This is a genomic window from Parvularcula maris (assembly GCF_024505085.1).
Taxonomy (GTDB): Bacteria; Pseudomonadota; Alphaproteobacteria; order Caulobacterales; family Parvularculaceae; genus Parvularcula; species Parvularcula maris.
Window position 1 is genome coordinate 11,625 of record NZ_JANIBC010000002.1, and the last position, 24,981, is coordinate 36,605.

23 protein-coding genes are annotated in these 24,981 nt (G+C 64.6%); 13 read left to right on the forward strand and 10 right to left on the reverse strand.

Annotated elements, in window-relative coordinates; translation table 11 throughout:
* Positions 1 to 9 precede the first annotated feature (9 nt).
* On the reverse strand, positions 10 to 3,363 hold the full coding sequence (locus tag NOG11_RS03495) for a S41 family peptidase (protein ID WP_256618257.1): 3,354 nt from the start codon (positions 3,361 to 3,363) through the stop codon (positions 10 to 12).
* A 227-nt stretch (positions 3,364 to 3,590) separates the two neighbouring features.
* On the opposite strand from NOG11_RS03495, the gene NOG11_RS03500 reads away from it, so the two are divergent.
* Genes NOG11_RS03500 through NOG11_RS03510 form a run of 3 tightly spaced genes read left to right on the forward strand, consistent with a single transcriptional unit; the run spans position 3,591 to position 5,928 of the window.
* Positions 3,591 to 4,628 carry an SDR family oxidoreductase gene (locus NOG11_RS03500; RefSeq protein WP_256618258.1) on the forward strand — a complete coding sequence of 346 codons (1,038 nt, stop codon included), beginning with the start codon at positions 3,591 to 3,593 and terminating at the stop codon, positions 4,626 to 4,628.
* Entirely contained in the window at positions 4,625 to 5,203 is a 579-nt protein-coding gene (locus NOG11_RS03505) for a TIGR04282 family arsenosugar biosynthesis glycosyltransferase (protein ID WP_256618259.1), read from the forward strand. Before NOG11_RS03500 ends, NOG11_RS03505 begins: the two co-directional genes overlap by 4 nt.
* Positions 5,200 to 5,928: a glycosyltransferase gene (locus tag NOG11_RS03510; RefSeq protein ID WP_256618260.1), complete on the forward strand. Its 729-nt coding sequence runs from the start codon at positions 5,200 to 5,202 to the stop codon at positions 5,926 to 5,928. The genes NOG11_RS03505 and NOG11_RS03510 overlap by 4 nt, the downstream gene beginning before the upstream one ends.
* 5 nt (positions 5,929 to 5,933) lie before the next feature.
* Here NOG11_RS03510 and glpK read toward each other — a convergent pair whose 3' ends face one another.
* Together glpK and NOG11_RS03520 are read right to left on the reverse strand one after the other, a co-directional pair.
* On the reverse strand, positions 5,934 to 7,427 hold the full coding sequence (gene glpK, locus NOG11_RS03515; RefSeq protein ID WP_256618261.1) for a glycerol kinase GlpK: 1,494 nt from the start codon (positions 7,425 to 7,427) through the stop codon (positions 5,934 to 5,936).
* A 128-nt stretch (positions 7,428 to 7,555) separates the two neighbouring features.
* On the reverse strand, positions 7,556 to 7,900 hold the full coding sequence (locus NOG11_RS03520; protein WP_256618262.1) for a thiol-disulfide oxidoreductase DCC family protein: 345 nt from the start codon (positions 7,898 to 7,900) through the stop codon (positions 7,556 to 7,558).
* A 124-nt stretch (positions 7,901 to 8,024) separates the two neighbouring features.
* On the opposite strand from NOG11_RS03520, the gene NOG11_RS03525 reads away from it, so the two are divergent.
* Both NOG11_RS03525 and mmsB read left to right on the forward strand, forming a co-directional pair.
* A complete protein-coding gene (locus NOG11_RS03525) occupies positions 8,025 to 9,164 on the forward strand; it encodes an acyl-CoA dehydrogenase family protein (protein WP_256618263.1) in 1,140 nt (379 codons plus the stop codon).
* A gap of 10 nt (positions 9,165 to 9,174) precedes the next feature.
* Positions 9,175 to 10,065 (forward strand): 3-hydroxyisobutyrate dehydrogenase, encoded by an 891-nt coding sequence (gene mmsB / locus NOG11_RS03530; protein WP_256618264.1) that lies wholly within the window; start codon positions 9,175 to 9,177, stop codon positions 10,063 to 10,065.
* Positions 10,066 to 10,246: 181 nt separating this feature from the next.
* Here mmsB and egtB read toward each other — a convergent pair whose 3' ends face one another.
* Together egtB and NOG11_RS03540 are read right to left on the reverse strand one after the other, a co-directional pair.
* A complete protein-coding gene (gene egtB, locus NOG11_RS03535) occupies positions 10,247 to 11,557 on the reverse strand; it encodes an ergothioneine biosynthesis protein EgtB (RefSeq protein ID WP_256618265.1) in 1,311 nt (436 codons plus the stop codon).
* Between the two features lie 49 nt (positions 11,558 to 11,606).
* Positions 11,607 to 12,359: a hypothetical protein gene (locus NOG11_RS03540; RefSeq protein WP_256618266.1), complete on the reverse strand. Its 753-nt coding sequence runs from the start codon at positions 12,357 to 12,359 to the stop codon at positions 11,607 to 11,609.
* A gap of 91 nt (positions 12,360 to 12,450) precedes the next feature.
* Here NOG11_RS03540 and NOG11_RS03545 point away from each other — a divergent pair, with 91 nt between their 5' ends.
* Positions 12,451 to 13,623, forward strand: a complete 1,173-nt coding sequence (locus tag NOG11_RS03545) for a glycosyltransferase family 4 protein (RefSeq protein WP_256618267.1) — start codon at positions 12,451 to 12,453, stop codon at positions 13,621 to 13,623.
* Here NOG11_RS03545 and NOG11_RS03550 read toward each other — a convergent pair.
* Positions 13,574 to 14,644 (reverse strand): glycosyltransferase family 4 protein, encoded by a 1,071-nt coding sequence (locus NOG11_RS03550; protein WP_256618268.1) that lies wholly within the window; start codon positions 14,642 to 14,644, stop codon positions 13,574 to 13,576. The genes NOG11_RS03545 and NOG11_RS03550 overlap by 50 nt on opposite strands.
* A gap of 62 nt (positions 14,645 to 14,706) precedes the next feature.
* Between NOG11_RS03550 and NOG11_RS03555 the strand changes: the two genes are divergently transcribed.
* Positions 14,707 to 15,453, forward strand: coding sequence for an HAD-IIB family hydrolase (locus tag NOG11_RS03555; protein WP_256618269.1), 747 nt, complete (start codon positions 14,707 to 14,709; stop codon positions 15,451 to 15,453).
* The gene (locus NOG11_RS03560; protein WP_256618271.1) at positions 15,450 to 16,304 is read left to right on the forward strand and encodes a glycosyltransferase family 2 protein; all 855 of its coding nucleotides are present in this window, start codon (positions 15,450 to 15,452) and stop codon (positions 16,302 to 16,304) included. The genes NOG11_RS03555 and NOG11_RS03560 overlap by 4 nt, the downstream gene beginning before the upstream one ends.
* On the opposite strand, the gene NOG11_RS03565 is transcribed toward NOG11_RS03560, so the two are convergent.
* Positions 16,251 to 17,396, reverse strand: a complete 1,146-nt coding sequence (locus tag NOG11_RS03565; RefSeq protein WP_256618272.1) for a glycosyltransferase — start codon at positions 17,394 to 17,396, stop codon at positions 16,251 to 16,253. The genes NOG11_RS03560 and NOG11_RS03565 overlap by 54 nt on opposite strands.
* 192 nt (positions 17,397 to 17,588) lie before the next feature.
* On the opposite strand from NOG11_RS03565, the gene NOG11_RS03570 reads away from it, so the two are divergent.
* The 3 genes from NOG11_RS03570 (at position 17,589) to NOG11_RS03580 (ending at position 20,474) form a co-directional block, all read left to right on the forward strand.
* Positions 17,589 to 19,046, forward strand: a complete 1,458-nt coding sequence (locus NOG11_RS03570) for a glycosyltransferase (protein WP_256618273.1) — start codon at positions 17,589 to 17,591, stop codon at positions 19,044 to 19,046.
* Positions 19,047 to 19,191: 145 nt separating this feature from the next.
* Positions 19,192 to 19,866 carry a Crp/Fnr family transcriptional regulator gene (locus tag NOG11_RS03575; protein WP_256618274.1) on the forward strand — a complete coding sequence of 225 codons (675 nt, stop codon included), beginning with the start codon at positions 19,192 to 19,194 and terminating at the stop codon, positions 19,864 to 19,866.
* Between the two features lie 26 nt (positions 19,867 to 19,892).
* Complete coding sequence (locus tag NOG11_RS03580) at positions 19,893 to 20,474, forward strand: glycosyltransferase family 29 protein (protein ID WP_256618275.1); 582 nt, start codon at positions 19,893 to 19,895, stop codon at positions 20,472 to 20,474.
* On the opposite strand, the gene mscL is transcribed toward NOG11_RS03580, so the two are convergent.
* Complete coding sequence (gene mscL / locus NOG11_RS03585) at positions 20,452 to 20,892, reverse strand: large conductance mechanosensitive channel protein MscL (RefSeq protein ID WP_256618276.1); 441 nt, start codon at positions 20,890 to 20,892, stop codon at positions 20,452 to 20,454. The two genes, NOG11_RS03580 and mscL, sit on opposite strands and share 23 nt — an antisense overlap.
* 356 nt (positions 20,893 to 21,248) lie before the next feature.
* Here mscL and NOG11_RS03590 point away from each other — a divergent pair, with 356 nt between their 5' ends.
* Complete coding sequence (locus tag NOG11_RS03590) at positions 21,249 to 22,685, forward strand: sensor histidine kinase (protein ID WP_256618277.1); 1,437 nt, start codon at positions 21,249 to 21,251, stop codon at positions 22,683 to 22,685.
* 108 nt (positions 22,686 to 22,793) lie between these two features.
* Entirely contained in the window at positions 22,794 to 23,324 is a 531-nt protein-coding gene (locus NOG11_RS03595; protein ID WP_256618278.1) for a hypothetical protein, read from the forward strand.
* Here NOG11_RS03595 and NOG11_RS03600 read toward each other — a convergent pair.
* Together NOG11_RS03600 and NOG11_RS03605 are read right to left on the reverse strand one after the other, a co-directional pair.
* Entirely contained in the window at positions 23,284 to 24,060 is a 777-nt protein-coding gene (locus tag NOG11_RS03600; RefSeq protein ID WP_256618279.1) for an NRDE family protein, read from the reverse strand. The two genes, NOG11_RS03595 and NOG11_RS03600, sit on opposite strands and share 41 nt — an antisense overlap.
* A 6-nt stretch (positions 24,061 to 24,066) precedes the next feature.
* Positions 24,067 to 24,981 carry an MBL fold metallo-hydrolase gene (locus tag NOG11_RS03605; protein ID WP_256618280.1) on the reverse strand — a complete coding sequence of 305 codons (915 nt, stop codon included), beginning with the start codon at positions 24,979 to 24,981 and terminating at the stop codon, positions 24,067 to 24,069.

Consider the following 24,981-nt stretch of genomic DNA (forward strand, 5'->3'; position numbering starts at 1 on the left):
GCTACACCCCTACTGCCCAAGTTCCGTCGGGAAGGCCGGCGCTTCGGTCGGTACCGGGTTCTCGTAGCCTTCGAGCTGTTCCATCAGATGGCTGATGGCTGCCTCGAGCTGGCTGTCCTCGCCGTTGTTGGTCTCGACGGGGTTGAGGGTCACCGTGATGTCCGGGGCTACGCCCTCGTTCTCCACCGACCACTCGCCGTCCGTGTCGAAGAAGCGGAAGTTCGGTACGGTGAGGAAGCCGCCGTCGATGAGGGCGGGGTTGGCGTAGATGCCGATCAGGCCGCCCCAGGTCCTAGTACCCATCAGCGTACCGAGCTCCTCCTCGCGGAAGGCGTAGGGTAGGAAGTCCCCGCCCGAGCCTGCATCCTGGTCGATCAGCATCACCTTCGGCCCGTAATGGGCGCCGCCGGGGGTCTGGAAGACGGAGCCCTGACGGTCCTTCCAACCGGCGAGGTAGGACCGTCCCAGAACATCGGTGACGTAGTTGGCCGCCTGGCCACCGCCATTGGACCGCTCGTCCACGATCATCCCGTCGCGGAACGCTTGGGGGAAGAACATGCGGTTGAAGAAGGTGTAGCCCGCACCGGCCGTGTTCGGAAGATAGACATAGCCCAGCCTTCCGTCCGAGGCCTCCTCGACCCGGCGGCGGTTGTCCTCGATCCAGGCCCAGAGGCGCATGCCGTACTCGCTGCCCACCGGCTCGACGGTGACGGTGCGCAGGTTCTGGCCGCTGGCACTGTCCGCGACACCGAGGGCGATCTTCTGACCCGTCGTGCCCTGAAGGTGCATGAAGAGGTTGCCGTCCTCACCGATCGGACGTCCGTTGACGGAGAGGATGTAGTCACCCTCCTCGACATCCAGACCAGGCTCGGAGAGAGGGCCGCGCTGGAACGGGTTCCAAAGCTCGCCCGTATAGATGCGCGCGATCCTCACCGCGCCGTCCTCATCCTCGAAGTCCGCACCCAGAAGACCGGCGGAGGGGGCATTGGGGCTCATCGTGTCGCCGCCGCCGACGCGGTTGTGGCCCACCTGCATCTCGGCGATCATGTGCGCCATGACCGTGTTGAGGTCCTCGCGGCGCCCCACATGCTCCAGGAACGGACGGTACTTGTCCGCTATCCCTTCCCAGTCGAGGCCGTGCATGTTCGGGTCGTAGAAGTAGGACGCCTCCATGCGGACCACGTCGCGGAAAATCTGCTCCCACTCCTCGGCCGGATCGACCATGACGGTGAGGCCCGACTGGTTGACGGGTTTGAGTTCGGCACCCTTCTCGGTGCCGCCGAAGACGAGTTGGCCGCCGCCCTGGATGGCGACCATCTTCTTGCCGTCGCCGCTGACGTCGAAGCCAAGAACGCCCGAGGTGACCTCGGAGGCCTCACGGTCCTCAGCCGACCAGCGCATGAGCTTGGTGTTCTGGCCGAAGGGGGTGCCCGGAGGGTTCACCGATATGCCGGGCTGCTCGCCCTTGAGGTAGAGAAGGTCGCCGCCATCGACGGCCATGAGGTTGTAGTAGGCATCCTCAGCGACCGGAAGCGCGACGATGCGGGTGACGAGGTCCTCCGCATCGAGATCGACCTCGACCCCTTCGCTGCCTTCGTTCTGCTCTTCCCCCTCGCTCTCTTCTTCTTCCGGCTCGCCGAGAATGCCGGGCTCGTCACCGCTCTCGGACCTCGTAGGCGAGAACGCCTCGTCCGACAGGACGGCGGCGTAGATGCCTGCGCGGTAGGGCTGCTCCTGGGAGGACAGATCGAGACCGACCTGGAGGGGTCCCGAGTTGGTCGAGGCGGTGAAGTAGAGGTACTGGCCATCGCGGCTGAAGGCGGGGGAGCCGATATCCGCCATGCCGTCCGACACGGTCAGGCTGCGCCTGCCGCCGGACTGAAGGTCGATCAAAACGAGGTCCTGCAGGTGGTTGTCGGCCTCGACGGCGGCTGCCACCCAGCGCCCGTCGGGAGAGACGGCGATGTCGTGCCCTTCGCGGCGCTTGTGCGTGGCGAGTGTCCGTGTGCTGCCGTTCTCCAGGCTGATGGAGCGGAGCTGGAGCGCGTCGTCCTCGAACAGGATGGTCTCGCCGTCAGGCGTGAAGGCGAGAAGGTTCACAAAGCTGTTGCCGAGGTCGAAGCGCTCGACCCCGTTGGGATCGCCGTCCAGAAGCTGGCGGAAGAAGCCCATCCCGTCCGAGAGCTTCGCCTTGCGCGCTTCGCCGTCATAGAGCTGCGAGCGGATGACCAGGCGCTGCTCTTCACCGTCATCTTCCACATAGGCGATCTTTTGCCCGTCCGGTGACCAGAGGCCGGTATAGGCGCGGTCGCCCCCTTGCGGGGTGAGGTTGCGCGGCGAGCCGTCCTCGGTGGGGAGGGTGAAGACGTCGCCCCTTGCGGTGACGATCACGCGCTTGCCGGTGGGGGAGAGGGAGACGTTCTCGATGTTCTTCGAGGCATCTTTAAAGCCGGGCTGGCGCTCGGGAAGGTCGGCGGCGAGGGTGATCTCAAGCGGCGTCACCTCGCCGCGTGCCAGGTCCAGGGTCTTGAGCCGTCCGCCTGCCTCGTAGATCAGCGTATCGCCGTGAATGTCCACGGCGATGACGTCCCACTCATCCTCTTCGGTCATCCGGGTGATCGCGCCGTCGCTGGTGTAGCGGTAGACGTTGAAGCGCTCGTTCTCGCCCCGGTCGGAGAGGAAGACGATGTCCTCGCCGTGCCACATCGGGAAGATGTCGTTGACCCGCTCGCCGTCGATGGTCTCCATCTCCTCCTCTTCGGGGTTGAGGATGATGATGGAGGGCGAGGTGCCGCCCCTATAGCCCTGCCAGCCGGAGCTGCCGCCGAAGAGGGCGTTGTAGGCGGGGCCGATGGGGATGTAGGCGAGGCGCTCGCCGTCCTCGTGCCAGTCGCCCTGGAAGTAGCGGGCCTCCATGGCCTTCTCCGGCATCCCGCCCTCGGGGGAGACGTGGTAGAGCTGGTCGGAGCGTCCGTGGTTCGTCTCACGGCCCGAGGCGAAGGCGATCATCTCGCCGTCGCCGGTCCAGCCGCGGACATCGTCGCTGCCGGGGTGGAAGGTGAGGCGTTTCGGCACGCCGCCCTCGGCGGAGACCACGAAGACGTCGTCGCCGCTACCGTAATCGGCGTTGAAGGCGATCATCGAGCCGTCGGGGGAGAAATGGGGGCTGTGCTCGGTGCCTTGGTGAGAGGTCAGACGGCGCGGGCTCGAGCCGTCCCGGTCGGCGACATAGATGTCCCCCGCATAGGTGAAGGCGATGCGGCTCTCACTGATGGCCGGGTCCGCGAGCAGCAGCGTCTCCGCATGGGCCGCGGAGGCCAGGAGGCCGAGGGTCAGCACTGCTGAGGTGAGGGGTTTGGTCATCGTCTACTCCCAGGAACTTTTTCGAGAAACGATATCACAGCGAGACCCTGTCACTGCAACCTTTGTTGGCAGTCGGGAGAGCTGTAACCTTGCCGCGCGGACGGCGAAGCTGTCTAAGAGTAGATCAAATTGTCCAAAGCGCGGCGCTTGGCGGCGGCGTTCTTCAAAACGGGGTTCTGCCTGATGAGAGAGTGTTCCGGCTTGCGGGCCGTAGGAGCGGCGCGCCGATGAGGACGGTGCTCGTAACCGGCTCGGCCGGGCTTCTTGGCGGTGAGATCTGCGGTCTGCTTGCCGAGCGCGGGTTCGAGGTGGCCGGCCTCGTCAACCGCAACACGGAGGTGGCGCGCAACGACGGCAGCGCCGTTCAGGGGATCGAGCTCGTTCAGGGTGACATCACGAAGGGTAGGCTCGGCGTCGACGAAGCCGCCTACGGAGCGCTTGCCGATCGGCTGGACCTGATCGTTCACAGCGCCGCTTTGACAGCTTTCACCGAGGAGAGCCCTGAGCACCGGGCCGTCAATATCGACGGTACGCGGAACATTATCGCGCTGGCGGATGCTGGCGGCGCGGGGCTCCTGCATATCTCCACCGCCTATATCGCAGGCGACCGCGAGGGGGTGATCCGCGAGGGTGAGCTCGACGAGGGCCAGGGCTTCACCAACGGCTATGAGAGCACCAAGTTCGAGGCTGAGAAGCTGGTGCGGGAGGCCAATGTGCCGTTCGCTATCGCCCGCCCGGCCATCGTGCTCGGCGACTATGCCGAGGGGCGGACGAGGGGGTTCGAGACAATCTACCCCATCCTCAAGGTCTTCGCCGAAGGGCGCGTGAGCACGATGCCTGCTCTGCCGTCGGCCACCCTCGACCTCGTGCCGATCGACTATGTCTGCGAGGGGATCGCGGAGATGGCCGACCGCTTCGAGGAGGCGAAGGGGCAGACCTTCCACCTCGTCTCCTCCCGACCCACCCCGCTGCGAGCCTTCCCCGAAACGCTGGCGCAGTTCGATGGGCTGTCGAGTCCCGACTTCGTCAGCCCGGAGAGCTTCAGCATGGAGGCGTTGCCGCCCGCCGAGCGGCGGTTCTTCGAGCGAGGTGCGGCGGTCTATGCGCGCTACTTCTCTCGCAACCCGCAGTTTGATGATGCGGGCTGGAGGGTCTTTTCAGGAAGGTCCTGTCCGCCTACCGACGAGGAGTGGTGGCAGCGCCTGGTGGAGTACGCCCTTGCCGCGCGGTTCATCCGTCCGCCGAAGAAGAGGTCTGCGGCTTGAGCGTCCGTGTGGTGATCATGGCTCGCTACCCGGTAGCCGGGCAGTGCAAGACCAGGCTGATGCCTGCGCTCGGACCCGAGGGGGCGGCAGACATGCACCGGCGGCTCGCGGAGCGCACCGTCGAGCGTGTTCGTCAAAGCGGCCTTCACTTTGAGCTGTGGGGGACCGGCGGTAGCGCCCAAGATTTCGCCTCCTGGCTCGGCGACGTGCCTTTCCGAGAGCAGCCGGGCGGCGATCTCGGTCAGCGGCTTGAGGCGGCAGGTTCGCCCTATCCTGTCATCTATCTCGGCACCGACTGCCCCGGTATCGAGCCGGGTTATCTGCGAGAAGCCGCTGCGCATCTGGACGGGGGCCGGGCCGTTCTCGGGCCTGCCCATGACGGGGGTTACTGGACCCTAGGTCTTCCCCAAGCCGTTCCATCCGTCCTGTCCGACATGCCGTGGGGTACGGAGCATGTCTATGAGCTGACCTTGCAGCGTCTCAGGGCGGCGGGGCAGGAGGTGGTGCTGCTCCCCATGCTGCACGATATCGACCGGCCCGAAGACCTCGTGCACTTCGCCGCGGAACCGGCGTGAGCCAGGTCAGCATCGTCATTCCCGCGCTCGATGAGGAAGCTGCGCTGCCGCGGCTCATTCGCAGCCTGTCCGCACTTTACCCCCAACCGCGCGAGATCATCCTGGTCGATGGCGGCAGCAGCGATGGGACGGTCGAGTTAGCTAAGGAGGCGGGCTTCTTGGTGGTCCATCAGCATCCCAGGGGCCGGGCCAGGCAGATCAACCGAGGTGTTGAGGAGGCGAAAGGCCCGATCGTCTGTGTGCTTCACGCGGATACCATCCTACCCGAAGATGCCTGCTCCATCATCGAGGAGGTCATACAGGACCGGCGCACCGTCCTCGCTGGCTTCACCGCCATCCTCGAAGGCCCTCGCCGAACCCGCTGGGTGACGAGCCTGCACAACTGGGCCAAGACCTGGTACGCGCCCGCGCTGTTCAGGCCGCATCTTTTCGCGCGCGGCTGCAGGCTCCTTTTCGGCGACCATGCCATGTTCTTTCGGCGCGAGGACTATCTGGCCGTGGGCGGCTGCGATCCGGAGATGGCGGTGATGGAGGAGGCGGACCTCTGCGTGAAGATGACGAGCCTCGGCCGCGTGCGGCTCATCGACCGGCTGGTGAGGACCGATGACCGCCGGGTGGCGGCATGGGGCGGGCTCAAAGCCAACTGGATCTACCTGCAGGTGGGTATCAAATGGGGCCTCGGCATGAGAAAGCGCCTGGGCGATCAGTATCCGGACGTGCGGTAGATTCGCTACTGAACAGCGGCGACGCTCAGCACGGCCTCGACACAGGCCTTCCACCGCCGCAAGCGTCGGTCCCGGTCCTCAGCCGACATTTGAGGCTCGAAGCGGTGGTCTCGGCTGACCTGCTGGGCGATGTCGTCTAGGGAGAGGAATATTCCCGCCTGGAGGAAGCCCAGATAGGCAGCGCCCAGCGCTGTGGTTTCGAGCGCCGCAGGCCGATCCACCGGCAGCGCGAGAATATCCGAAAGTCTCTGCACGAACCAGTCGTTTGCCGCCATGCCCCCGTCCACGCTCAGCGCGTCGCAGGCGAGCCCGTCGGCCCGCATGGCGTCGATGAGGTCCATAGTCTGGTAGACGACACCCTCGAGAGCCGCTCGCGCCAGCTCGTCCGGCCCCGTGGCCCTGGTCATGCCGAAGACCGCAGCTCTGGCATCGGGCGACCAGTGCGGCGCGCCCATGCCCGCGAAGGCCGGGACCATGATGACATCGGCGTCGGCCTTGGCCTTCTCCGCCCGCTCGGCGGTCTCGCTGGCGTTCTCGAGCAGTCGAAGCTCGTCCCGCAGCCACTGCACGGCGGCGCCCGCGATGAAGATTGAGCCCTCTACCGAGTAGGTCGGCTTGCCGTCCAGCCTGTAGGCGACGGTGGAGAGGAGCTTGTTGTTGGAGCGCTTGATCTCCTCGCCCGTATTGACCAGCACGAAGCAGCCTGTGCCGTAGGTGCTCTTGATGTCGCCGGGAGTGAAGCACGCTTGGCCGACGGCGGCGGCCTGCTGATCGCCGACCATGGAGAGGACGGGGAGGGGCGTGCCGAAATGGGCGCGGTCGCACGAGCCGAAATCGGCTGCGCTGTCCGTGACCTGCGGCAGAAGGCCTTCGGGTATGCGGAACAGTTCGAGAAGGCCCCTGTCCCATTCCTGGGTCTCGAGGTTGAAGAGACAGGTACGGCAGGCATTGGTGGCATCGGTGAGGAAGGACCGGCCGCCGCTGAGCTTGTAGAGAAGCCAGGTGTCGATGGTCCCGGCCATCAGCTTGCCTGCCTCTGCGGCTTCTCTGGCGCCGGGCACCTCATCGAGCAGCCAGGTGAGCTTGCTGGCGGAGAAGTAGGGATCGAGGAGCAGACCCGTCCGCTCCCTGACCATCTCTTCCTTGCCTTCGTCGCGTAGGGCCTGACAGAAACCGCCCGTGCGCCTGTCCTGCCAGACGATGGCGTTGTGCAGGGGCTTACCGGTCTCTTTGTCCCAGAGAACGATCGTCTCGCGCTGGTTGGTGATGCCGACGCCGACTACGGTGCGGCCTGCGTTCTTGGCTGCTTCCATCACCTCCTGCGAGGTGCGAAGCACGCTCTGCCAGATGGCTTCGGGGTCGTGCTCGACCTGCCCCTCCGCGGGGTAGAGCTGTGGGAACTCCTCTTGGGCGCTGGCATGAATGGTGCCGTCGGGGCTGACGAGGAGGGCGCGCGAAGAGGTCGTGCCTTGGTCTATGGCGAGGATAGCGTGGCTCATGCCTTCGATCTTAGGCGCTTTCGCCGCGCCGCCTAGCCGTGGGTGCAGTGAGCTTTCGAAGCTTGCCGCAGCGTGCCGCTACACGAGAAGCAGCCATAGCACGTTGGCGTTCCGCTATTTCGCGCCCGCTAGCCGTTGCAGGCGGGGGCGGACTTTGAGGAACAGGTGTATAGGCCATCGAGCGCAAGGCGGGTGGGGCCGAACTCGCCTAGCCTGGCGATGGCGCCGATGCCGGTGAGCTGGGCGTAGGCAGCGGTGAAGGCCCTGGTGCCGCTCACCAGTTCTCTCTCTGGCGTGCGAATGTGAAAACGGGCGAGAAGCTGACGCTGGTCGATGGGGCAGCTTTCGGCAGCATCCGGCGGCGAGACATCGGTGAAAGCCAGCCGGTCCTGCCTGTCCATCCGCTGCATCAGCGCGATCTCGCGCCGGCAGAGCGGGCAGGCACCATCGTAGAAGACTTCGAGCTTGTCCATGGCGAAGACATAGGGCGAGCGCCTGGCTGGTGCCAGCTACCACCTTGCCGCGCCCCGGTTTTGCGGCCTAGGACCCGCCCAGGAAAGCAGGCTCAGACCTGCGTGTTAAGATAGGGAGTAAGCGATGCTGACCGACGAACAGCGCATGATCGTGGAGACGGCGAAGAGCTTCACCGATGACCGGCTCAGGCCCAATGCGGCGCGTTGGGAGGAGGAGAAGGAGCTCTCCCGCGAGGTACTGGAGGAGCTGGGGCAGCTTGGCTTCGGCGGCATCTATGTGCGCGAGGACATCGGCGGCTCTGGGCTGTCCAGGCTCGATGCCGTGCTGATCTTCGAGGAGCTTTCCAAGGGTGACATCAGCCACGCGACGTTCCTGTCGATCCACAATATGGCGGCTTGGATGGTGGACCGCTTCGGCCCCGAGGAGATGCGGCAGACATACGGCACACGGATGGCTTCCTGTGACCTTATCGGCAGCTACTGCCTGACTGAGCCGAACTCGGGCTCGGACGCGGCGGGGCTGAAGACCACGGCGAAGCGGGATGGAGACAGCTATGTGCTGAACGGCTCTAAGGTGTTCATCTCGGGCGCAGGCTTCTCGGACGTCTACGTCGTCATGGCGCGAACGGGGGAGGAGGGGCCGAAGGGCATCTCCTGCTTCCTCGTGGAGAAGGACACGCCGGGGCTCTCCTTCGGCAAGAACGAGCGTAAGATGGGCTGGACCGCGCAGCCGACGCGCATGGTGATGTTCGATGACTGCCGCGTGCCTGCCGAGAACCGTCTGGGCAATGACGGGGAGGGCTTCACCTTCGCCATGAAAGGCCTCGATGGTGGTAGGCTGAACATCGCGGCGGCTTCCTTGGGCGGCGCGCAGGAAGCGTTCGACCGGGCGGCGGACTACTCCATGGACCGAACGCAGTTCGGCACACGGATCGCCGACTTTCAGGCGACCCAGTTCAAGCTCGCCGACATGCAGACCGAGATCGAGGCGGCGCGCCAGCTCCTCTACTCCGCCGCGCGCAAGCTCGACGCGGGCGAGCCGGACGCGACGTCGGCCTGCGCCATGGCCAAGCGCTTCGTCACGGATATGGGGTCGAAGGTCGCCAACGACGCGCTGCAGATTCATGGCGGCTACGGCTATCTGGCTGAGTACGAGGTGGAGCGAATCGTTCGTGACCTCCGTGTGCATCAGATCCTCGAGGGTACCAACGAGATCATGCGGGTCATCATCTCTCGTAAAATCCTGAGCGACAACAGAAGGTAGGGAGGAAGCCATGACCAACATTCTCTTCATCGGCCTCGGCAATATGGGCTCGGGCATGTGCGCGAACCTGGTGAAGGCTGGGCACGAGGTCCACGCCTTCGACCTGAGCGCGGAGGCGGTGGCGCGGGCAGAGGCTGCGGGCGCAAAGGCCGTGAGCACGCTGGAGGGTTTTGATGCGAGCGGTATCGAAGCCGTCGTCACCATGCTCCCTGCAGGCAAACACGTCACTAAGGTCTATCTCGAAGACATGCCGCAGAGCACGCCGAAGGGCACGGTGATGATCGACTGCTCGACCATCGACGTGGAGACCGCGCGGGAACTCGGTAAAGGCGCGACCGAGCGGGGCTTCCCGGCGGTGGACGCCCCCGTCTCCGGCGGAACGGCTGCGGCGGAGGCGGGTACGCTGACCTTTATGGTGGGGGGTACGGAGGAAGCCTTCGGGCTAGCCAAACCGATCCTCGAAGCCATGGGCAAGAAGATCTTCCACGCGGGCGGCAGCGGCAACGGTCAGGCGGCCAAGATTGCCAACAACATGCTGCTGGCGATCTCCATGATTGGCACCTGCGAGGCATTTCACCTGGCTGAAAAGCTGGGCCTCGACGCGCAGACTTTCTTCGATATCTCGTCCAACGCTTCGGGTCAGAGCTGGTCGATGACGAGCTACTGCCCGGCCGCTGGGCCGGTTCCGGCGGCGCCTTCGAACCGCGACTACAAGCCGGGCTTCGCCGTTCCCATGATGCTGAAGGACCTAGGTCTCGCGGCGGAGGCTGCGGGCACGTCGGGGTCGAGCATTCCCCTTGGGGAACATGCCAAGGCGATCTACGAGCGCGCGGCGAAGCTTCACGGCGAGAAGGACTTTTCGGTGATCCTTCCCATGCTGAACGCCGGTGAGGTGGAGTAGGACAGCTCATCTCTCCCGTTCACGGGAGAGGTCGAAATCTATTTGATTTCGGGTGAGGGCCTCGGCGAAGCCGTACTGCTGCGCTCGGAACAGAAACCTGCGCTCAGAACACCCTCACCCTCGGTCCCTCTCCCGCAGGCGGGAGAGGGAGGCGGTACCTTCAACGCTGCGAGTAATAGAGTTACAGATCCTTCGCCAGCCTGATGCCGGTAAACTGCCACCTCGCATCCGGCGGGAAGAAGTTGCGGTAGCTCGCCCTGACATGACCGGGCGGTGTGGCGCAGGAGCCGCCTTTGAGGACGAGCTGGCCGGACATAAACTTGCCGTTGTACTCGCCGACCGCGCCCGGTGCGGGGCGGAAGCCCGGATAGGCCGAGTAGGAGCTCTGGGTCCAGTCCCAGACCGTTCCGTAGGCGGAGCCTAGGGCTTGGTCCCGTCCTGCGAGATGGGGGTGGATGAAACCTTCGGGGTCAAGGAACTGACCTCCAGACGGGTCGTCGCGTTCGAGGGCGATTTCCAGCTCCTCTTCGCGAGGTAGCCGCGCCTTGGCCCACTCGGCGAAAGCGAACGCTTCGTAGGCGGAGACGTGGCACAGAATGCGGTCGCGGCGGAGCGGCAGGAGGCCGTGCATGGTGACCTCGAACCACTCACCGTCCCGCTCACGCCAGTAGACGGGTGCCTCGATGCCGTATTCCTGCAGCCACGCCCAACCGTCCGAAAGCCACAGAAGCGGGTTCTGGTAGCCGCCGTCTTGGAGAAACTCGAGATAGGCGCCGTTCGTCACGGGTGTGCCGTGAAGGGCGAAGTCCTGCAGGAACCTCTGATGGCGAGGCCCTTCATTGTCGAAGGCGAACCCCTCCCCCTCGAAACCGATGCTTCGCAGCCCTCCTTCGAAGGAAACCCATCGCTCGTTCGCGGCGGCGCTGGGGGCGGCAGGCTCCGCCGCAAAACTCTCCGGCAGGGGAAGGACAGCAGGAGCCAACGGGCTGAGGGCGAAAGCCGACTTGATATCTGTACAAAGAAGCTCTTGATGCTGCTCTTCGTGGTGAAGGCCCAGCGCGAGAAGAGGGCGCACCCCTTCGAACGACTTCGCATCGAGCGAGCCGATCAGATCGGCCACTTTCTCCTCCACGGCGCGTCGGTAATCAAGTATCTCGGTTGCCGTGGGACGGGAGAGAAGCCCTCGCTGGTCTCTCGGCCAACGGCTGCCGACGCTCTCATAGTAGGAGTTGAAGAGGTGGCAGTAGGAGGAGTGGTAAGGCTCGTAGCCCCTTGCGAACTTTCCGAGGATGAAGGTCTCGAAGAACCAGGTGGTATGGGCGAGATGCCAGCGGACGGGGCTCGCGTCCGGCATGGACTGTAGCACCATGTCTTCCGGTTCGAGATGCCTGGTGAGACGAACCGTGCGCTCCCGCACCTCGCCGAACCGCTGAAGAAGGGTTTGCCGAGCTTCCTCGGCGTTCGTCCCGGCAGCTAGGCGGCGCTGGGGCATCAAGACATCTTTCCGCCCGGCCGTTGGCTAAAGGGCTGACAACAAGATGCTATGGTTGCTTTCCGCGGCCTGAAGTCAAGGGCATCGCCTCATCTTCCGCCTGGTCCTTACCGGTGAAGAACTCGGCAGGAACGGGTTTCGTCCAGCCAGGTACCCGTCCTGGCTGGTCCGCCTCCCATCCCGTGACCTGCAGCAGACCGGAAATATAGCTGTTGGAGTTGTACCCGTCGGACCAGGGAAAGGGCAGGATATCGTAGGGCAGCTCGTCGCTGAACCCCTCATCGACGGCAAAAAGCTCGTCCACGACATCGCGCTCGGTGCGCTGCCCGGCGGCGACATCGGGGTGCTGGATCTCTAGGTCGAACGTGTCGGCGAGGAGGGGGCTGAGATCGGCGGCGCGGTTCACGCCGGAGACGAGGGTCGAGAAGATCGGCATCATGCCGCGCGGTCCGGCTCCTAAGGTGGCGTATCGGCGCCCGTCCTCCAGCCTGCGGGCGAAGCGCGGATCGTCGTCGAAGGCCGGGTGATCATCGACGATGACCATGAGATAGGCGTGATCACGCCCGAAAACGACCGAGTGACCCTGCAGCCTGAGCTCCAGCGCCGGCGTGTCCGTGCTGCCGCCCTGTGCCCCCGAAGCGAGCCGGTCGAGCTCGAACAGCACGGCACTCGCGCCTTTAGCCTCCGCTGCACGGCACAGCTCGCTTCGTCTGGCCGGGTGGCGTTTCAGGAAGTCCGCCGCTGCGTCCGGATCGTCGGCGGCGGCAATCGCGTCGGCGGTCAGGGCGGTGCGCTCGGTCATCCCTGCAAGATATGAAGGCGGCGCCGTCAAGCAAGACTCGCCTCTATACACCGGCGGCTTAGTTCTCTTCCCTTTCGGAAGGGGCACCCCGTTGCGCGTTGGACTGATCACCTGGGACTACCCGCCCCAGCCTACCGGACTTGGCCGGGCGGCGGGGGAGATCGCGGCTGGTTTGAGGGCGGAGGGGGCGGAGGTGACGGTCTTTACCCTGGACCGCGGCGGCGAGGAGATAGCGGAAGGCATAGGCCTCATCGGCTGCGCGGTGTCAGAACGCTCCGCGCTGGGTGTCTTGAGGCCGCGCATGGCGGCGGGGCATCTCGCCGTCCCGTGGCGCATCAAAAGGCTGGTGGCTGCCAACGGACCCTTCGACGTGGTCGAGACCACCAACTGGTACGCCCCCGGAGGGTTGGTTGCGGGCAGTGCAGCGTTGGTGGTGCGCAACTCGACCCCTGCGATCGAGGCGAGAGACCCTAATGCGTCGCTGCGCGACCGGATAGATCTGGCCTTCGCTCATCGGTTTGAAGCCTCTACGGCCCGAAGAGCCGACGGGCTGATCTCCAACGCCCCCCACCACAAACAGGCTATCGAGCGGTGGTACGGCCTGGGCGGTAAGGAGCACCACGCCGTCATCCCGCTCAGCCTGTCCGCCGAGTGGCTGGAGAGGGGACGACAAGCGCGCGCTCCTTTCGAGGGAGACGTGCCTACCGTCCTGTTCATCGGCCGGGCTGAGAAGCGCAAGGGTTTCCGTGAGCTGGTCGAGGGCTTCGCTCTTCTGCGTAGGGACATGCAAGCACGCCTCGTCCTGGCCGGTCTCAGCGATCGTGAGTTCGATGAGGGGACGAGCGGTCTGGGCCTGCCTCAAGAGGTTCGCTCGTCCATCGATGTGCGCGGAAGGGTCGGTGATGAGGAGCTTTTGCGTCTCTTCGAGGAAGCCGACCTGATCGCTGCTCCGTCCCGCTATGAGAGCTATGGCCTCGTCTACCGCGAGGCTGCCGCTTTCGGTCGTCCGCTTCTCGCCTGCGCGGAAGACCCGAGCGCGCTCGACCTGATTGGCCAGCACCCCATCGGCGTGCTGGCGGAGAGATGTCGCGGCCAAGAGCTAGCCGAAGCTCTGGCGATGCTTCTCACCGACAAGGACCAGGCGCGTTTGATGGGCCGAGCTGGTCTGAAAATGGCTGAGGGATTGAGCCGCGAACGCCTCGGCGCCGAGACCCTCAAGGTCTACGAGGAAGCCCTTCGCCGGAAGCGAGGCGGCGGTAGATAGCCTCGTAGCCTTCGGCCATACGGTCGTCCGTGAAGTGCTCTTCGAAGCGCTTGCGGGCGGCGTTGCGGTCGAGGCTGGCGGCCTCCTTCAGCGATTTTGCGAAGTCGCTCTCACTACTGATGATACCGCTATCCGGACCGATCAGCTCCTCCATCGCGCCGAAGGGCGTGGCCACGACGGGTGTGCCGCAGGCCAGCGCCTCAATGACGACCAGACCGAAAGGCTCGGGCCAGTCGATGGGCATGGCGAAGACCGCGGCGTTGCCGAGAAACTGCTGCTTCGCGTGGTCGTTCAGCGGGCCGACATAGACGGCGTCCGGTCCAAGGAGCGGTTTCACCTTCTCCTCGAAGTAGCGGGGATTGCCGACGTCGATGTCGCCAGCGAGCCTGATCGGCAGACCGGCGCGGCGCGCGGCGAGGATCGCCCGGTCCGGCCCCTTCTGATCGGTAAGCCTACCAAGGAAAGCGACGTAGCCGCCCCCTCCCGAGCCCGGCTCGTAGCGATCCTTCGGCATGCCGTGATGGACCGTACCCAAATGGAGCGCTTCGGGCGGTAGGGATCTGGCCTGGGCCAGTGAGATCGACGCGGCGGGAAGGTCGGGAAAGGCGCGGAAGAAGTGCTGCCTGTCCATTTCGTCCGTGCGCCAATGGACTGTGGTGAGGGTCTTACTGCGATGCTCGGCAAGAACCGGGGCGTGCATGAACTCGGTGTGGCAGTGGATGACGTCGAAACGCTCGGCTTGCTGACGGACCAGGTCGAGAAGCTGCGCCTCCCTCGCGGCAGGGTAGCCGGGGGGATGGTCCTCGACCTCTGCGACGGGCGGACCGGCGGTGATGAGATCGCCGGAGGTCTCCGAGCCTTCCGCCGCGAAGAGGGTCACCTTATGCCGCTTGCGGACCAGCGCCTCGCCCAGGTCGTGGACGACCCGCTCCGTCCCGCCGGAAAGGGGAGGGGGCGTTCGCTGGATGAGGGGGCTGACCAGCGCGACCTTCAGCGCGCTGCGGCTTGACGTGATGGCCAACGAACTACCTTCCCCACTGAACCGGCGACCTTTGATATGTAGCGGTAGGGGCAAGAGACCACATGGCCGAGGGCAGCAACGCGACGGCTCCGGCCATGCTGGTTTCCGACATCGACGACACGTTGATCGGGGACCGCGACGGGCTGACGAAGCTCAAGGTCTGGCTTCGCGAGCACCCCGGGACCCTGTTCGCGGTGGCCACTGGACGGCATCTCCCTGTCGCCCTGAGGCTGATCGGAGAGTGGCAGGCGCCGAGCCCTCGCTACCTCATCACCGCCGTGGGAAGCGAAATTCATCAGCGCCGCGGCGAGGACCTTGTTCCCGACCTCGAGTGGAGAGACGCGATCTCAGTGGGCTGGGACGCAGCGGCGGTGGACCGGCTCCTCGGCGATCTGCCCGGCATCACACCGCAGGGGCAGGAGTGCCAGAGCCCTGTGAAGCGCAGCTACTTCGTCCAAAGCGGCGGGGTGGCGTCGGATGTCAGGGAACGGCTTCGCCGTAAGGGCATAGCCGCCACCGTCATCTGGTCCCACGGCCAGTTCCTCGACGTGCTGCCGGAGCGGGCCTCGAAGGGGCAGGCGCTGGCCTTTCTCGCCGCGAAACTGGGCGTCGGTCTCAACGAGGTGTTCGCCGCCGGTGACAGCGGCAATGATGAGGACCTGCTGACCACGGCCGGGTCCTCGGTCGTGGTCCGGAGCGACCGGGCCGAGCTGGACGGCTTGAGGGGGAGGGAGGGGGTGCACTTCTCCGACCTTCGCGGGGCGGCGGGCATCATGGACGGCCTCGAAAGATGGCAGGGGCCAGCATGAAGCCCTCCATTCTGACCCTGGTGAGGGGGCGAGAGAAGCATCTCGAACGCATGCTGCGGGGCTGTCTGACGCAGACCCGTCAGCCTACGGAGATCGTCGTGGCGCTGATGCAGGACGAGGTGCCCGACTTGCCCTCGGAACTGCTGAACGAAGTCGAGCTCGTCCACGTCGCGGCGGATCATCTGCCCCTCGCCGAGGCCCGCAACGCCGCAGCGGCGCGGGCCACGGGTGACCTCTTCGTCTTTCTCGATGTGGATTGTATTCCGGGGCCTGACTTCCTCGCCGAAGCAGCAGCGGCAGCCCGAGACGACCGGTGCCTCACCGGTGACTGCCGCTATCTGGGCGCTAACGCTGCGCAGGCGGAAGGCTTCGATGCGCTGTGGGACCTCGCCGTTCGCCATCCTGCCAGACCGAGCCCACCGCCGGATGGGAAGCCCTACACGCTCAAGGAGATGACGGAGCTCTGGTCGCTGGCCTTCGCCGTTCCTCGGGGGGCCTTCGAAAAGGTAGGCGGCTTCGATGCGGAGTTCGAAGGCTATGGGGGAGAGGATACCGACTTCGCCTACCGCCTGGGGAAAGTGGTGTCGGAGCTCCTCTTCGTCCCCGGTATGAGGGCCGTTCACCAGTGGCACCGCGTGGCGATACCGCCGCTTCACCATTTCGACGACATCGTCCGCAACGCTCTTCTGTTTCGGCAGAAGCACGGCAGGTGGTGCATGGACTACTGGCTAGGCCAGCTCGCCGAGCGTGGCTTAGTGCGGTGGACTGAAGACGAGCTGACGGTGCTGCGCCGCCCCTCAGGTGACGAGCTGGAGGCCGCCTGGCAGGGTCCCGGCGTCCGCTTCTCCTAACCACAGACGCTGCTCGAGATCGGTGAGAAAACCGGCGGCCTTGCGCGGTGCTTCGGGATCGTAGAGCTCTCGCTGAGCGGACAGGTCCAGCGCTTCCGCCGCCCTGACAGCGTCCTGCCAGGCTGCGTTGGAGGCGGGCCAGTGAGGCAGGACATAGGCTGCTCCGGCGGCGCCTAGGCGCTCGGCCTTGCAGACCTGCTCGGCGAAGTAGCGCCATTCGGGTACACAGACGAACGGCCTTCCCGCGCGGGCGATCTCGTGCACCGTGTTGTCCCCGGCCGAGGCGAGCACGACATCGGCTGCAGCGATATAGGAGAGGGGGTCTTCGACCCAGCCCTTGTTGACGAGGTTGCCGAACTCGGTCTCGTGCCCCTCCCGGTGGACCGGGCCGATCGTGAGCCACAGACTCTCCGACAGCGCCCTCGCCCCCATGGTGAGCGGAGCGTAGAGCGAGCCGTGCCCGCCTCCGCCCGAGAGGGTCAGCACGATATGCTGCTCAGCTGGAAGACCGAGCTTCCTCCTCGCTTCGAGGCGGCTTGGTACAGGTTCGGTGTTGGTGCAGAGGCCGCCGGTATAGAAGGTCCGCCTACGGAGGCGTTCGGGGTAGTCCTCCTGCTCGATCGTCTCCGAGAACGGGGCGAGCATGGCCGCCGAGGCCTCGTAGGCTCCGAGGTGACCTGCATCGCCGCGCTCCCCATGCATGCGGATGGAGACAGCAGGGACTGAGTGGAGGCGGGACAGCAGCGCCCACTCCGCCGAGACGTCCACCACGAAGAGCGTAGGGTCCTCTTCGCTCAGGAACTTGCTGATAAGACCGGCGTTCCTACGCAGGCGGTGCGACCCCATGGGCACGCAGTGCATGACGTGGGGCGTCTCCTGGTCGTGGAGCACTTCGGTCCGTGAGGGGTCGCCGATCATGTCGGGCAGTGCCGTGAATGTCACCCGGTCGTCGAGCTGGCCGAAGATGCTTCGGTCGGCCGAGAGGATTGTGATCGGCCTGTCAGGCAGGTGCGAGAGGATCGCCTCACAACGTTTTGCATGTCCGCGCCCCTGATGGTGAACGAAGAAGCCGATAGGGCGTTTACCAATCATAGGATATGTCCTGACGCAGAACGCTACTCGGTAGAGCGGCAACGGGCTGTGATATGGTTCGCTCAGAAGGCGCGGCAAGCGAGCGTATCAGAATCGCTCAGCAGGCGGAACGCGGCTTCGAGAGGGCCTGACGCAACTTGGCACGGGGGCGGAACTGCACGCAGGAATCCTCGTTCCCCTGTCATGTTTATTATGCACGTCGCTCTCCAAGGCTGCCTCAAAGCCAGGAACGTTCCCTACGGACTGACCGCCGATACGGGCGGACATATTCGCTACCTCCTGGAGTTGGTGGAGGCTGCCGAAGCCGCCGGTGTGCAGCGCCAGGAGATCGTGACCCGCGCCTTCGACGACGAGGAGCTCGGGCCGGACTACCGCGCAGGCAGGGAGGTGATCTCCGAACGGGCAGCCATCGTGCGTATCGCGAGCCGTTCCGCCGCCTATCTCGCCAAGGAGGACCTTCGGCCGGAGCTGCCCTCCTTAGCCGACGGTTTGGAGGCGTATCTCAGGAAGCTTCCCGCCCTGCCTGACGTGATCCACGCCCACTACGCCGATGCAGGCTGGCTGGCCGCGCGGATGAAGGAGCGCCTCGGCATTCCCTATGTCTTCACCGCGCACTCGCTCGGTCGGGTGAAACAGCAGGCGCTTAGAATGGCGCAGGCGGACCTCGCTCTGCGCACACGCATCGACATCGAGGAGGAGGCCATCGGCCGTGCGGACCGCATCATCGTGAGCTCCAAGGACGAGGCGGTCCGTCAGTATGGGATGTACCGAAGCACCGACCGGACGAAGATCGACATCAACCCGCCTGGCTGCGATTTGGAGGCTTTCAAGGGCGTCAGTGGCGCCGACGTGCCGCCGCGCCTAACGCAGGCGATCGAGCGCTTTCTGGACGACCCGGCGAAGAAGCCTATCCTGGCGCTTTCCAGGCCGGTTCGGAAGAAGAACCTCGCCGGGCTTCTGAGGGCGTTCGGGGAGAGCGAGCGCTTGAGGGCTGAGGCGAACCTTCTTCTGTTCGCGGGCACACGCCGGGACATCAAGAAAGAGACCGCCGAGAACCGCGAAGTTCTCGAGGAGCTTCTCTACCTCACCGACTACTACGACCTTTGGGGCTCGGTCGCCTTGCCCAAGGACCACCAGCCCTCGGACGTTCCTTATATCTACCAGTACGCAGCTTCGAGGGGAGGGGCGTTCTGCAACCCGGCGTTCAACGAGCCCTTTGGGCTAACGCTGCTGGAGGCGGCGGCGTGCGGTTTGCCGGTGGTGTCCACCCACCATGGCGGGCCGCGGGACATCCTCTCGATCTGTCGGCACGGCGAGCTGGTGGACCCCTTCTCACCCGAAGCCATCGCTGAGGGTCTGAGCCGACTTCTCTTCGATGAGGAGCACTGGCGCGGCTGCTCCGAGGCGGGAAAGAGGCGTTCGTCGTTCTACGGCTGGAAACGCCACGTCCAGGACTACCTGGTGAGCGTTCAGACGCTCGCGCGACCCGTCCGAAAGGCGCCGGTGCAGCTTCGGCCGTCCGACGGTATCGTCCTGAAGGGCCAGGGGGTGGGCCTCGCCGCCTCATCGGCCCAGAAATGGGGGGCTCCGAGCCGAACAGGTGGAGCGCCTAGGCTGGGCCTCTCAAATTCCCCCAACCGGACCAGATAGGCCTTGGCGGCCGTCCATGCCGATCTAGGTTGGTAGGAAGTGTCACATCACATAGGTTAAACACTGGTGCCGTATGAGCTCAGATAGCTGCTTCGTTCAGAAAATGGGACGTCACGCCGATCTCTCTGAAAACGACAGGGAGATGATGGCTACCCTCGAGGAAGACGAGGTCGAGTTTCGCGCGGGCGACGTGGTCCGCGGGACCAGTGACGAGGTCGAGTCCATCTATATCGTGAAAGAGGGCTGGCTCTTCTCTGCCGTGGAGCTTGGCGATGGGCGGCGGCAGATACTCGAGTTCTTCGTCCCCGGCGATGTGGTCGGCCTGCACGATCTGCCCTACGAGCAGACGAGCTACGAGCTCGTCACTTTGACGGAGAGCACCCTGTGTCCGTTCCCGAAGGAGAGGCTCGGCCCGGTCTTCGAAACATCGAGGGCGGTGACGGGGCTGCTGTTCACTTTCAGTCTGATCGACCACGTCATCATGCTGGACCGGCTGAAATCCATCGGCAGGCTGGCCGCCAAGGACCGGATCGCGCACCTCATGCTGACCGTGCGCTCGCGCCTCTGCATCACGAATGACGAGCTCGGTGACCACTTCTTCTTCCCCATACCCCAGGCCGAGATGGCCGATGCGCTGGGCCTCACCCCGGTTACCATCAGCCGCTCGAAGGCGGAGCTGCAGCAGGAAGGGCTGATCCGTTGGCAACGCCGTGAGGTGGAGCTTCTCGACCGTGCTGCCCTTGAAAAACGCACGCGCTTCGACGCGCGCTATCAGAACCTCGACACGTCTTGGTTCACGACCCTCTGCGGAGGGTACTAGCGCTGAGGACAGAAGCCAGGATCGCCGTGGTCGGTAATGCTCCCGGTGTGGACGACCAGTCGGCAGACATCGATGCCCATGACCGGGTCATACGCTTCAACAACGCGTGCGGGCTCGATGCTGGTCGAGGCAGTAAGCTATCGGACCTCGTACTGATCAATTGCGGCGGCCAGATGAAGGAGTGGCTGTCTACGGACGACTTCACCGACGGTTCCGCCTTTTCCCGCGCCGACAGGATCGTCCTGCCCATACCGCCTGAGCCCGGCCACGATCCCGAAACGGTCGCCAACGAGGATGCAGCCAACTACGCCCGCGAGGCTACTGAACGGTTCGAGAAGGCGGGGAAGGAAGTGCTCGTGCTGCCACCCCGATTCGAGGCGGAAGCGAGAGTGATCACCGGCGGGGCGCCGCCCTCCACCGGTCTCATCATTCTGCACTGGCTGCTGACCAACGAAGAGCCGCAACCCATCACTTGTTTCGGCTTCGGCTTCGCCGGATGGTCGGGCCACGACTTCGACCGGGAGCGGAACTACTTCCGGCAGGCCGAGAGGAGGGGGCTGATCCGCCTCACTCCTCCTGGTCGGCTTAGAGCCCTTTGCCAGCCTTGATGGCGTCCCTGATTTCTTCGAGGAGAAGGATCTCTTTAGGCGGCTCGACCGGAGCATCCTTCGGCGCCTCGCTCTCGGCTTTCTGGTTGAGGCTGTTCATCCCCTTCACCAGAAGGAACACCGCCCAGGCCACGATCAGAAAGCTGATGATGTTGTTCAGAAACAGACCGTAGGCGACGACCGGCTCACCTGCCTCTCTCGCCCTGTCCAGGGAGGCGAACTCGCTGTCCGGTTTGAGGTTGACGTAGAGGTCGGAGAAATCCACCCCGCCCGTCAGATAGCCGATCGGCGGCATGATGATGTCGTCCACCAGCGACTTCACGATCGTGCTGAAAGCGCCGCCGATGATGATGCCGACCGCCAGATCGACGGCGTTGCCCTTGACTGCGAACTTCTTGAACTCGTCGATGATGCCCATGACCGGTCCTCCTGCCTCGAGATGACGTATCTAGGCATGGTTCGGAGGAGCGAAAAAGTGACTTGTGCAGTGCAGCAGTTCGGCAAGAGCTGCTTGAGGGACGACGCTCAAGGCGGCGGCATAGTCGTGGATGTCCAAAGGACCTGTCCGGATGTCGAGGAGCGCGCTGCCGAGGATAGTCACCTCCTCCTGCTCAAGCTACTGATCGTGCAGGAAAAGAACCAACAAGACTGATTACAAGACGGTTTTGATTGTCGCCGTTGTCATGATCACATCATCGGGTTTTGTTGTAATGCTGCCTCCAGCGAAGGAAGGCGGGGGCTCGCAGTTTGCTGGACAAGACTGGAAGGTCAGGAATGACCACCGATAGGCACGGAGAATTATCCGCGCAGTCGCCCCAGGTTACGGCGATGCTGGAAGCGTCGCTCGAAGCACAGCTCGTTCTCAGCCTCGATCTGATCGTGCTGGCGCAGAACAGCCGCCATGAGAAGATGACCGGGGTGACGTCCGACCAGGTGGTCGGCTCCTTCGTCTTCGACATCTGGCCACAGAACCCCAACCAGCAGGGGCCGAGCACGGAAGACATCGTGCGCGACTCGATCAAGCTGGCCGCCGAGACGAAGGAGCCGCACATCGTGCCGCTTCAGCGTCACGATCTCCAGCGGCCGGACGGCTCCTATGAGAGCCGCTACTGGAAGATCAGCCATAGCCCTATCTGCATGGGCGGGGAGGTGGTCGCGGTTCTGCAGACCTCCGCCGACGTCACGGCCACCATTCTGAGGGACCAGCAGCAGAGTGCGCAGAAGAGGGCGGCGAGCCTTGGCGCCGGCATCTCCTTCTTCGAGTATGTGCCGGAGACCGACTATTTCGACCGCGGCACCAGCGTGGACGAGATGTTCGGCTACGAGCCTGGCGAGGTGGGACCGCTCGCGAAACCCTTCTTCGACCGCGTGCACCTTGACGATCTGCCCGGCGTCCACGCGCAGGTCGCCGCCGCTGTGGCCGGAGAGGTCGAGGTGGCGCAGTTCGACTACCGCGTGGTCGTTCCCGGTGAGGAGGCCTGCCGCCACGTCCGTGCATTGGGCGAGATGGTGGACGGATCGGACGGCGAGCGCAAACTCGTCGGCGCCTTCATGGACAGGACCGATGATGTCCGCCTCCATGAGGATCTGCAGCGGGCGGTGGAGGTGAAGGAGGCTCTTCTTCATGAGATGAACCACCGTATCCGCAACAGCCTGGCGCTCGCCTCCGCCATGCTGCGCGTGCAGGCCTCCGGTCATGGTGCGGAGACGGTCGAGGTGCTGGAAGGCGCCCGGCAGCGTATCAACGCCATTGCTGCCGTTCACGGACGGCTCTACCAGGACGCCAGCTTCAAGACCATCGAGATGGACCGTTTTCTCCATGATCTCATGGACGATCAGTGTAGCTCCTATGACTGCGAGATACGGGAGCTGCAGGTCTACTACGATGTCGAGCCCTTGGCGCTGGCGACCGAGAAGGCCATCCCCCTCGGCATGATCTTCGGCGAGTTCGTCACCAACGCCTTCAAGTACGGCCTGCCCGAGGGTAAGGCAGGCAGGCTGACGGTGAGGCTGCGCCAGACGGAAGGACGCTACGAGCTGAGCCTGACCAATACGGGCGCCGGTGAGGTGCAGCGCGCACCCGGCGTCACGTCCACCGGTGTCGGCTCGAAGCTTGTCACGGTGTTCGCCAAGCAGCTCGGCGGCGAGCTGACAGCCGTCCGAGACGAGGAGAAAAAGGCCTACACGGCCTCAGTGTCCTTCCCCGTGTGACGGAAACAGCCTTCAATTCGGTGTGCTGTTCCCGGCCCAACCTTCGCTTCTGTCACTTTTCGGCGGTGCGCAGCGAAGAAGGAGGTGAAGATTTTGGAGGACAAACCCATGTCGGCAACGTCAATCACTTCACCGGACCAGAACCAGAGCAGCCTGGTCAAGAAGGCAGTCAAGCTGGTCCCCACGGGGATCGCTCTTTTCACCTCGGTGATCTTTCTGGATTCGCTGCGCTACAAGTTCACGAACCACGAGAATACCCAGGTGATCTTCGGCAAGCTCGACGGCTGGGCTGCCAGCTTCGGCGCAGAGGGGCTGTTCGCCCAGACCGGGCTGTTCAGTCAGTACGTGATCGGGTCCGCCGAACTCGTCGCCTCGTCGCTGCTGCTTCTCGGTATCCTGGCCCGTTTCCGCCGCCTTCAGGCGGTAGGCTCAGCCGTGGCCGTAGCGGTGATGACCGGCGCGATCACCTTCCACCTGTTCACGCCCCTGGGCATCGACCCGAACAATGATGGCGGCGGCCTCTTCATGGCAGCGGTCATGGTCTGGGTGCTGTCCGTGGTCATGCTGCTGCTGCGCCGTCGGGAGCTGCTGGCGGTCATCACGGGTATCGGCAGGACCTTGGTTCCGGCGAAGGGCTGAGCCCTCGTCGCCCAACTCGAGCTGTAACGGGAGAGCCCTTCACCTCGGTGGAGGGCTTTTTCGTGAAGGGGGCAGCGTCCCAGTGGCGGACCACGGGGTTGTCGGCTGCGGTGTCGAGCTGAATGCAGCTCTTCGTATGCGAGACGTCGCGAGACATCAGCACCGCCTCCACCGGGTCCATGCCGTAAGAGGAGAGGTGGTAGAGAGGCCTGCCGAACGGGTCGGTCTCGGCGCCTTCATCCAGCCACCGGCGGAACATGGCGAGCCTTGCCTGGCGGACCGCTTCCTGCTCGTAGGAGGAGGAGGTGATCAAAGTCCACTGATCTTGATGCAGATCAGCCTTCTCTAGCGAGCGGCCATCCCAGAACCAGTTCTCCAGCCCGGCGGACGTACCGATCAGCACTCGGAAGGACTGGGTATGGGACAGGTTGAGGCGCCGAAGAGCGCCTACCGGGTCGCTTTCGCGCAGGACCGCTGGCACGAGCCTCCCCCTGGTCTGAAGAGGCTCCTTCACGCAGCCATCGAAGCCGGAGCCGTAGCCGTTGAGGAGGGCGGCCCAAACGCCGTCGCGGCGCAGCCCGATCCAGGTACCGCCTGCATCGCTATCGCGCGGCGCGACGAAGCCGCGGCCTTCCCATTCGAAAGGGGGTATCTCAGGCCCGCGAGAGCGCCGCTCGTCGCGGTTCATGGTGACGATCCAGCCGCGGGGCGCGCGGAAGGCAGTGACGGTACACATCGAAGCCTACGCCACCGCCTCTGCCTGAAGCAGTGTGTAGCTCGAATCGATCCGCGCTTCGCCATGGCTGCTGCTGATCGTGCCGAGCTCGCACAGATGGATCATGTGGGCCAGTACGGAGTGGCATGCCGCCGGGTGAAGGCTGCTGTCCACATCGGTATAGACCCGGCGGACGATGTCCGTGATCGACCGGTCTCCCGCTTCGAGAGCGGCGAGGATGCTCGCCTCGCGCTTCTTGCGGTGGGCAATATAGGCCTCGATGAAGCCGCCCGGATCGTCCGTGATCGGCGCACCGTGGCTGGGATAGATCGTATCGAAGTCCCGCTTCTGAACCTTCCGCAGGCTGTCGAGATACTGTTCCATCGACCCGTCGGGCGGAGAGACGATAGAGGTCGACCAGCCCATGATGTGATCGCCGGAGAAAAGGGCGCTCTCCTCGCGAAGGGCGTAGCAGACATGGTTGGCCGTGTGGCCGGGGGTCTCGATCGCCTCGATGGTCCATCCGTCCCCTGAGCAGGTCCACCCGTCGCCGATCACCACGTCCGGGTCGAAGGAGAGATCGTCCCCAGCTTCCATTCTGATCTGCGATGCGGTCGGAAAGGCCGGTCCTTTCGCGTAGACCTTGCAGCCTGCCCAGTCCGCGAGCGGCTTGGCGAGGGGAGAGTGGTCCATATGCGAGTGGGTGACCAGCACATGGGTGACGGTCTTGCCTTCCAAGGCGGCCTTCAGCGCTTCGAAATGCTCTTCCGTGTCCGGGCCGGGGTCGATGACGGCGACGTCGCGGTCCCCGATGACGTAGACGCCTGTCCCGGTATAGGTGAACGAGCCGGGGTTGCGGGCCACCAATCGGCTAATGCGGTCCGTCACCCTCTCCAGTTTCTCGTACTCGAACGTAAAGTCTTTAACGAACGGAATGGCCAT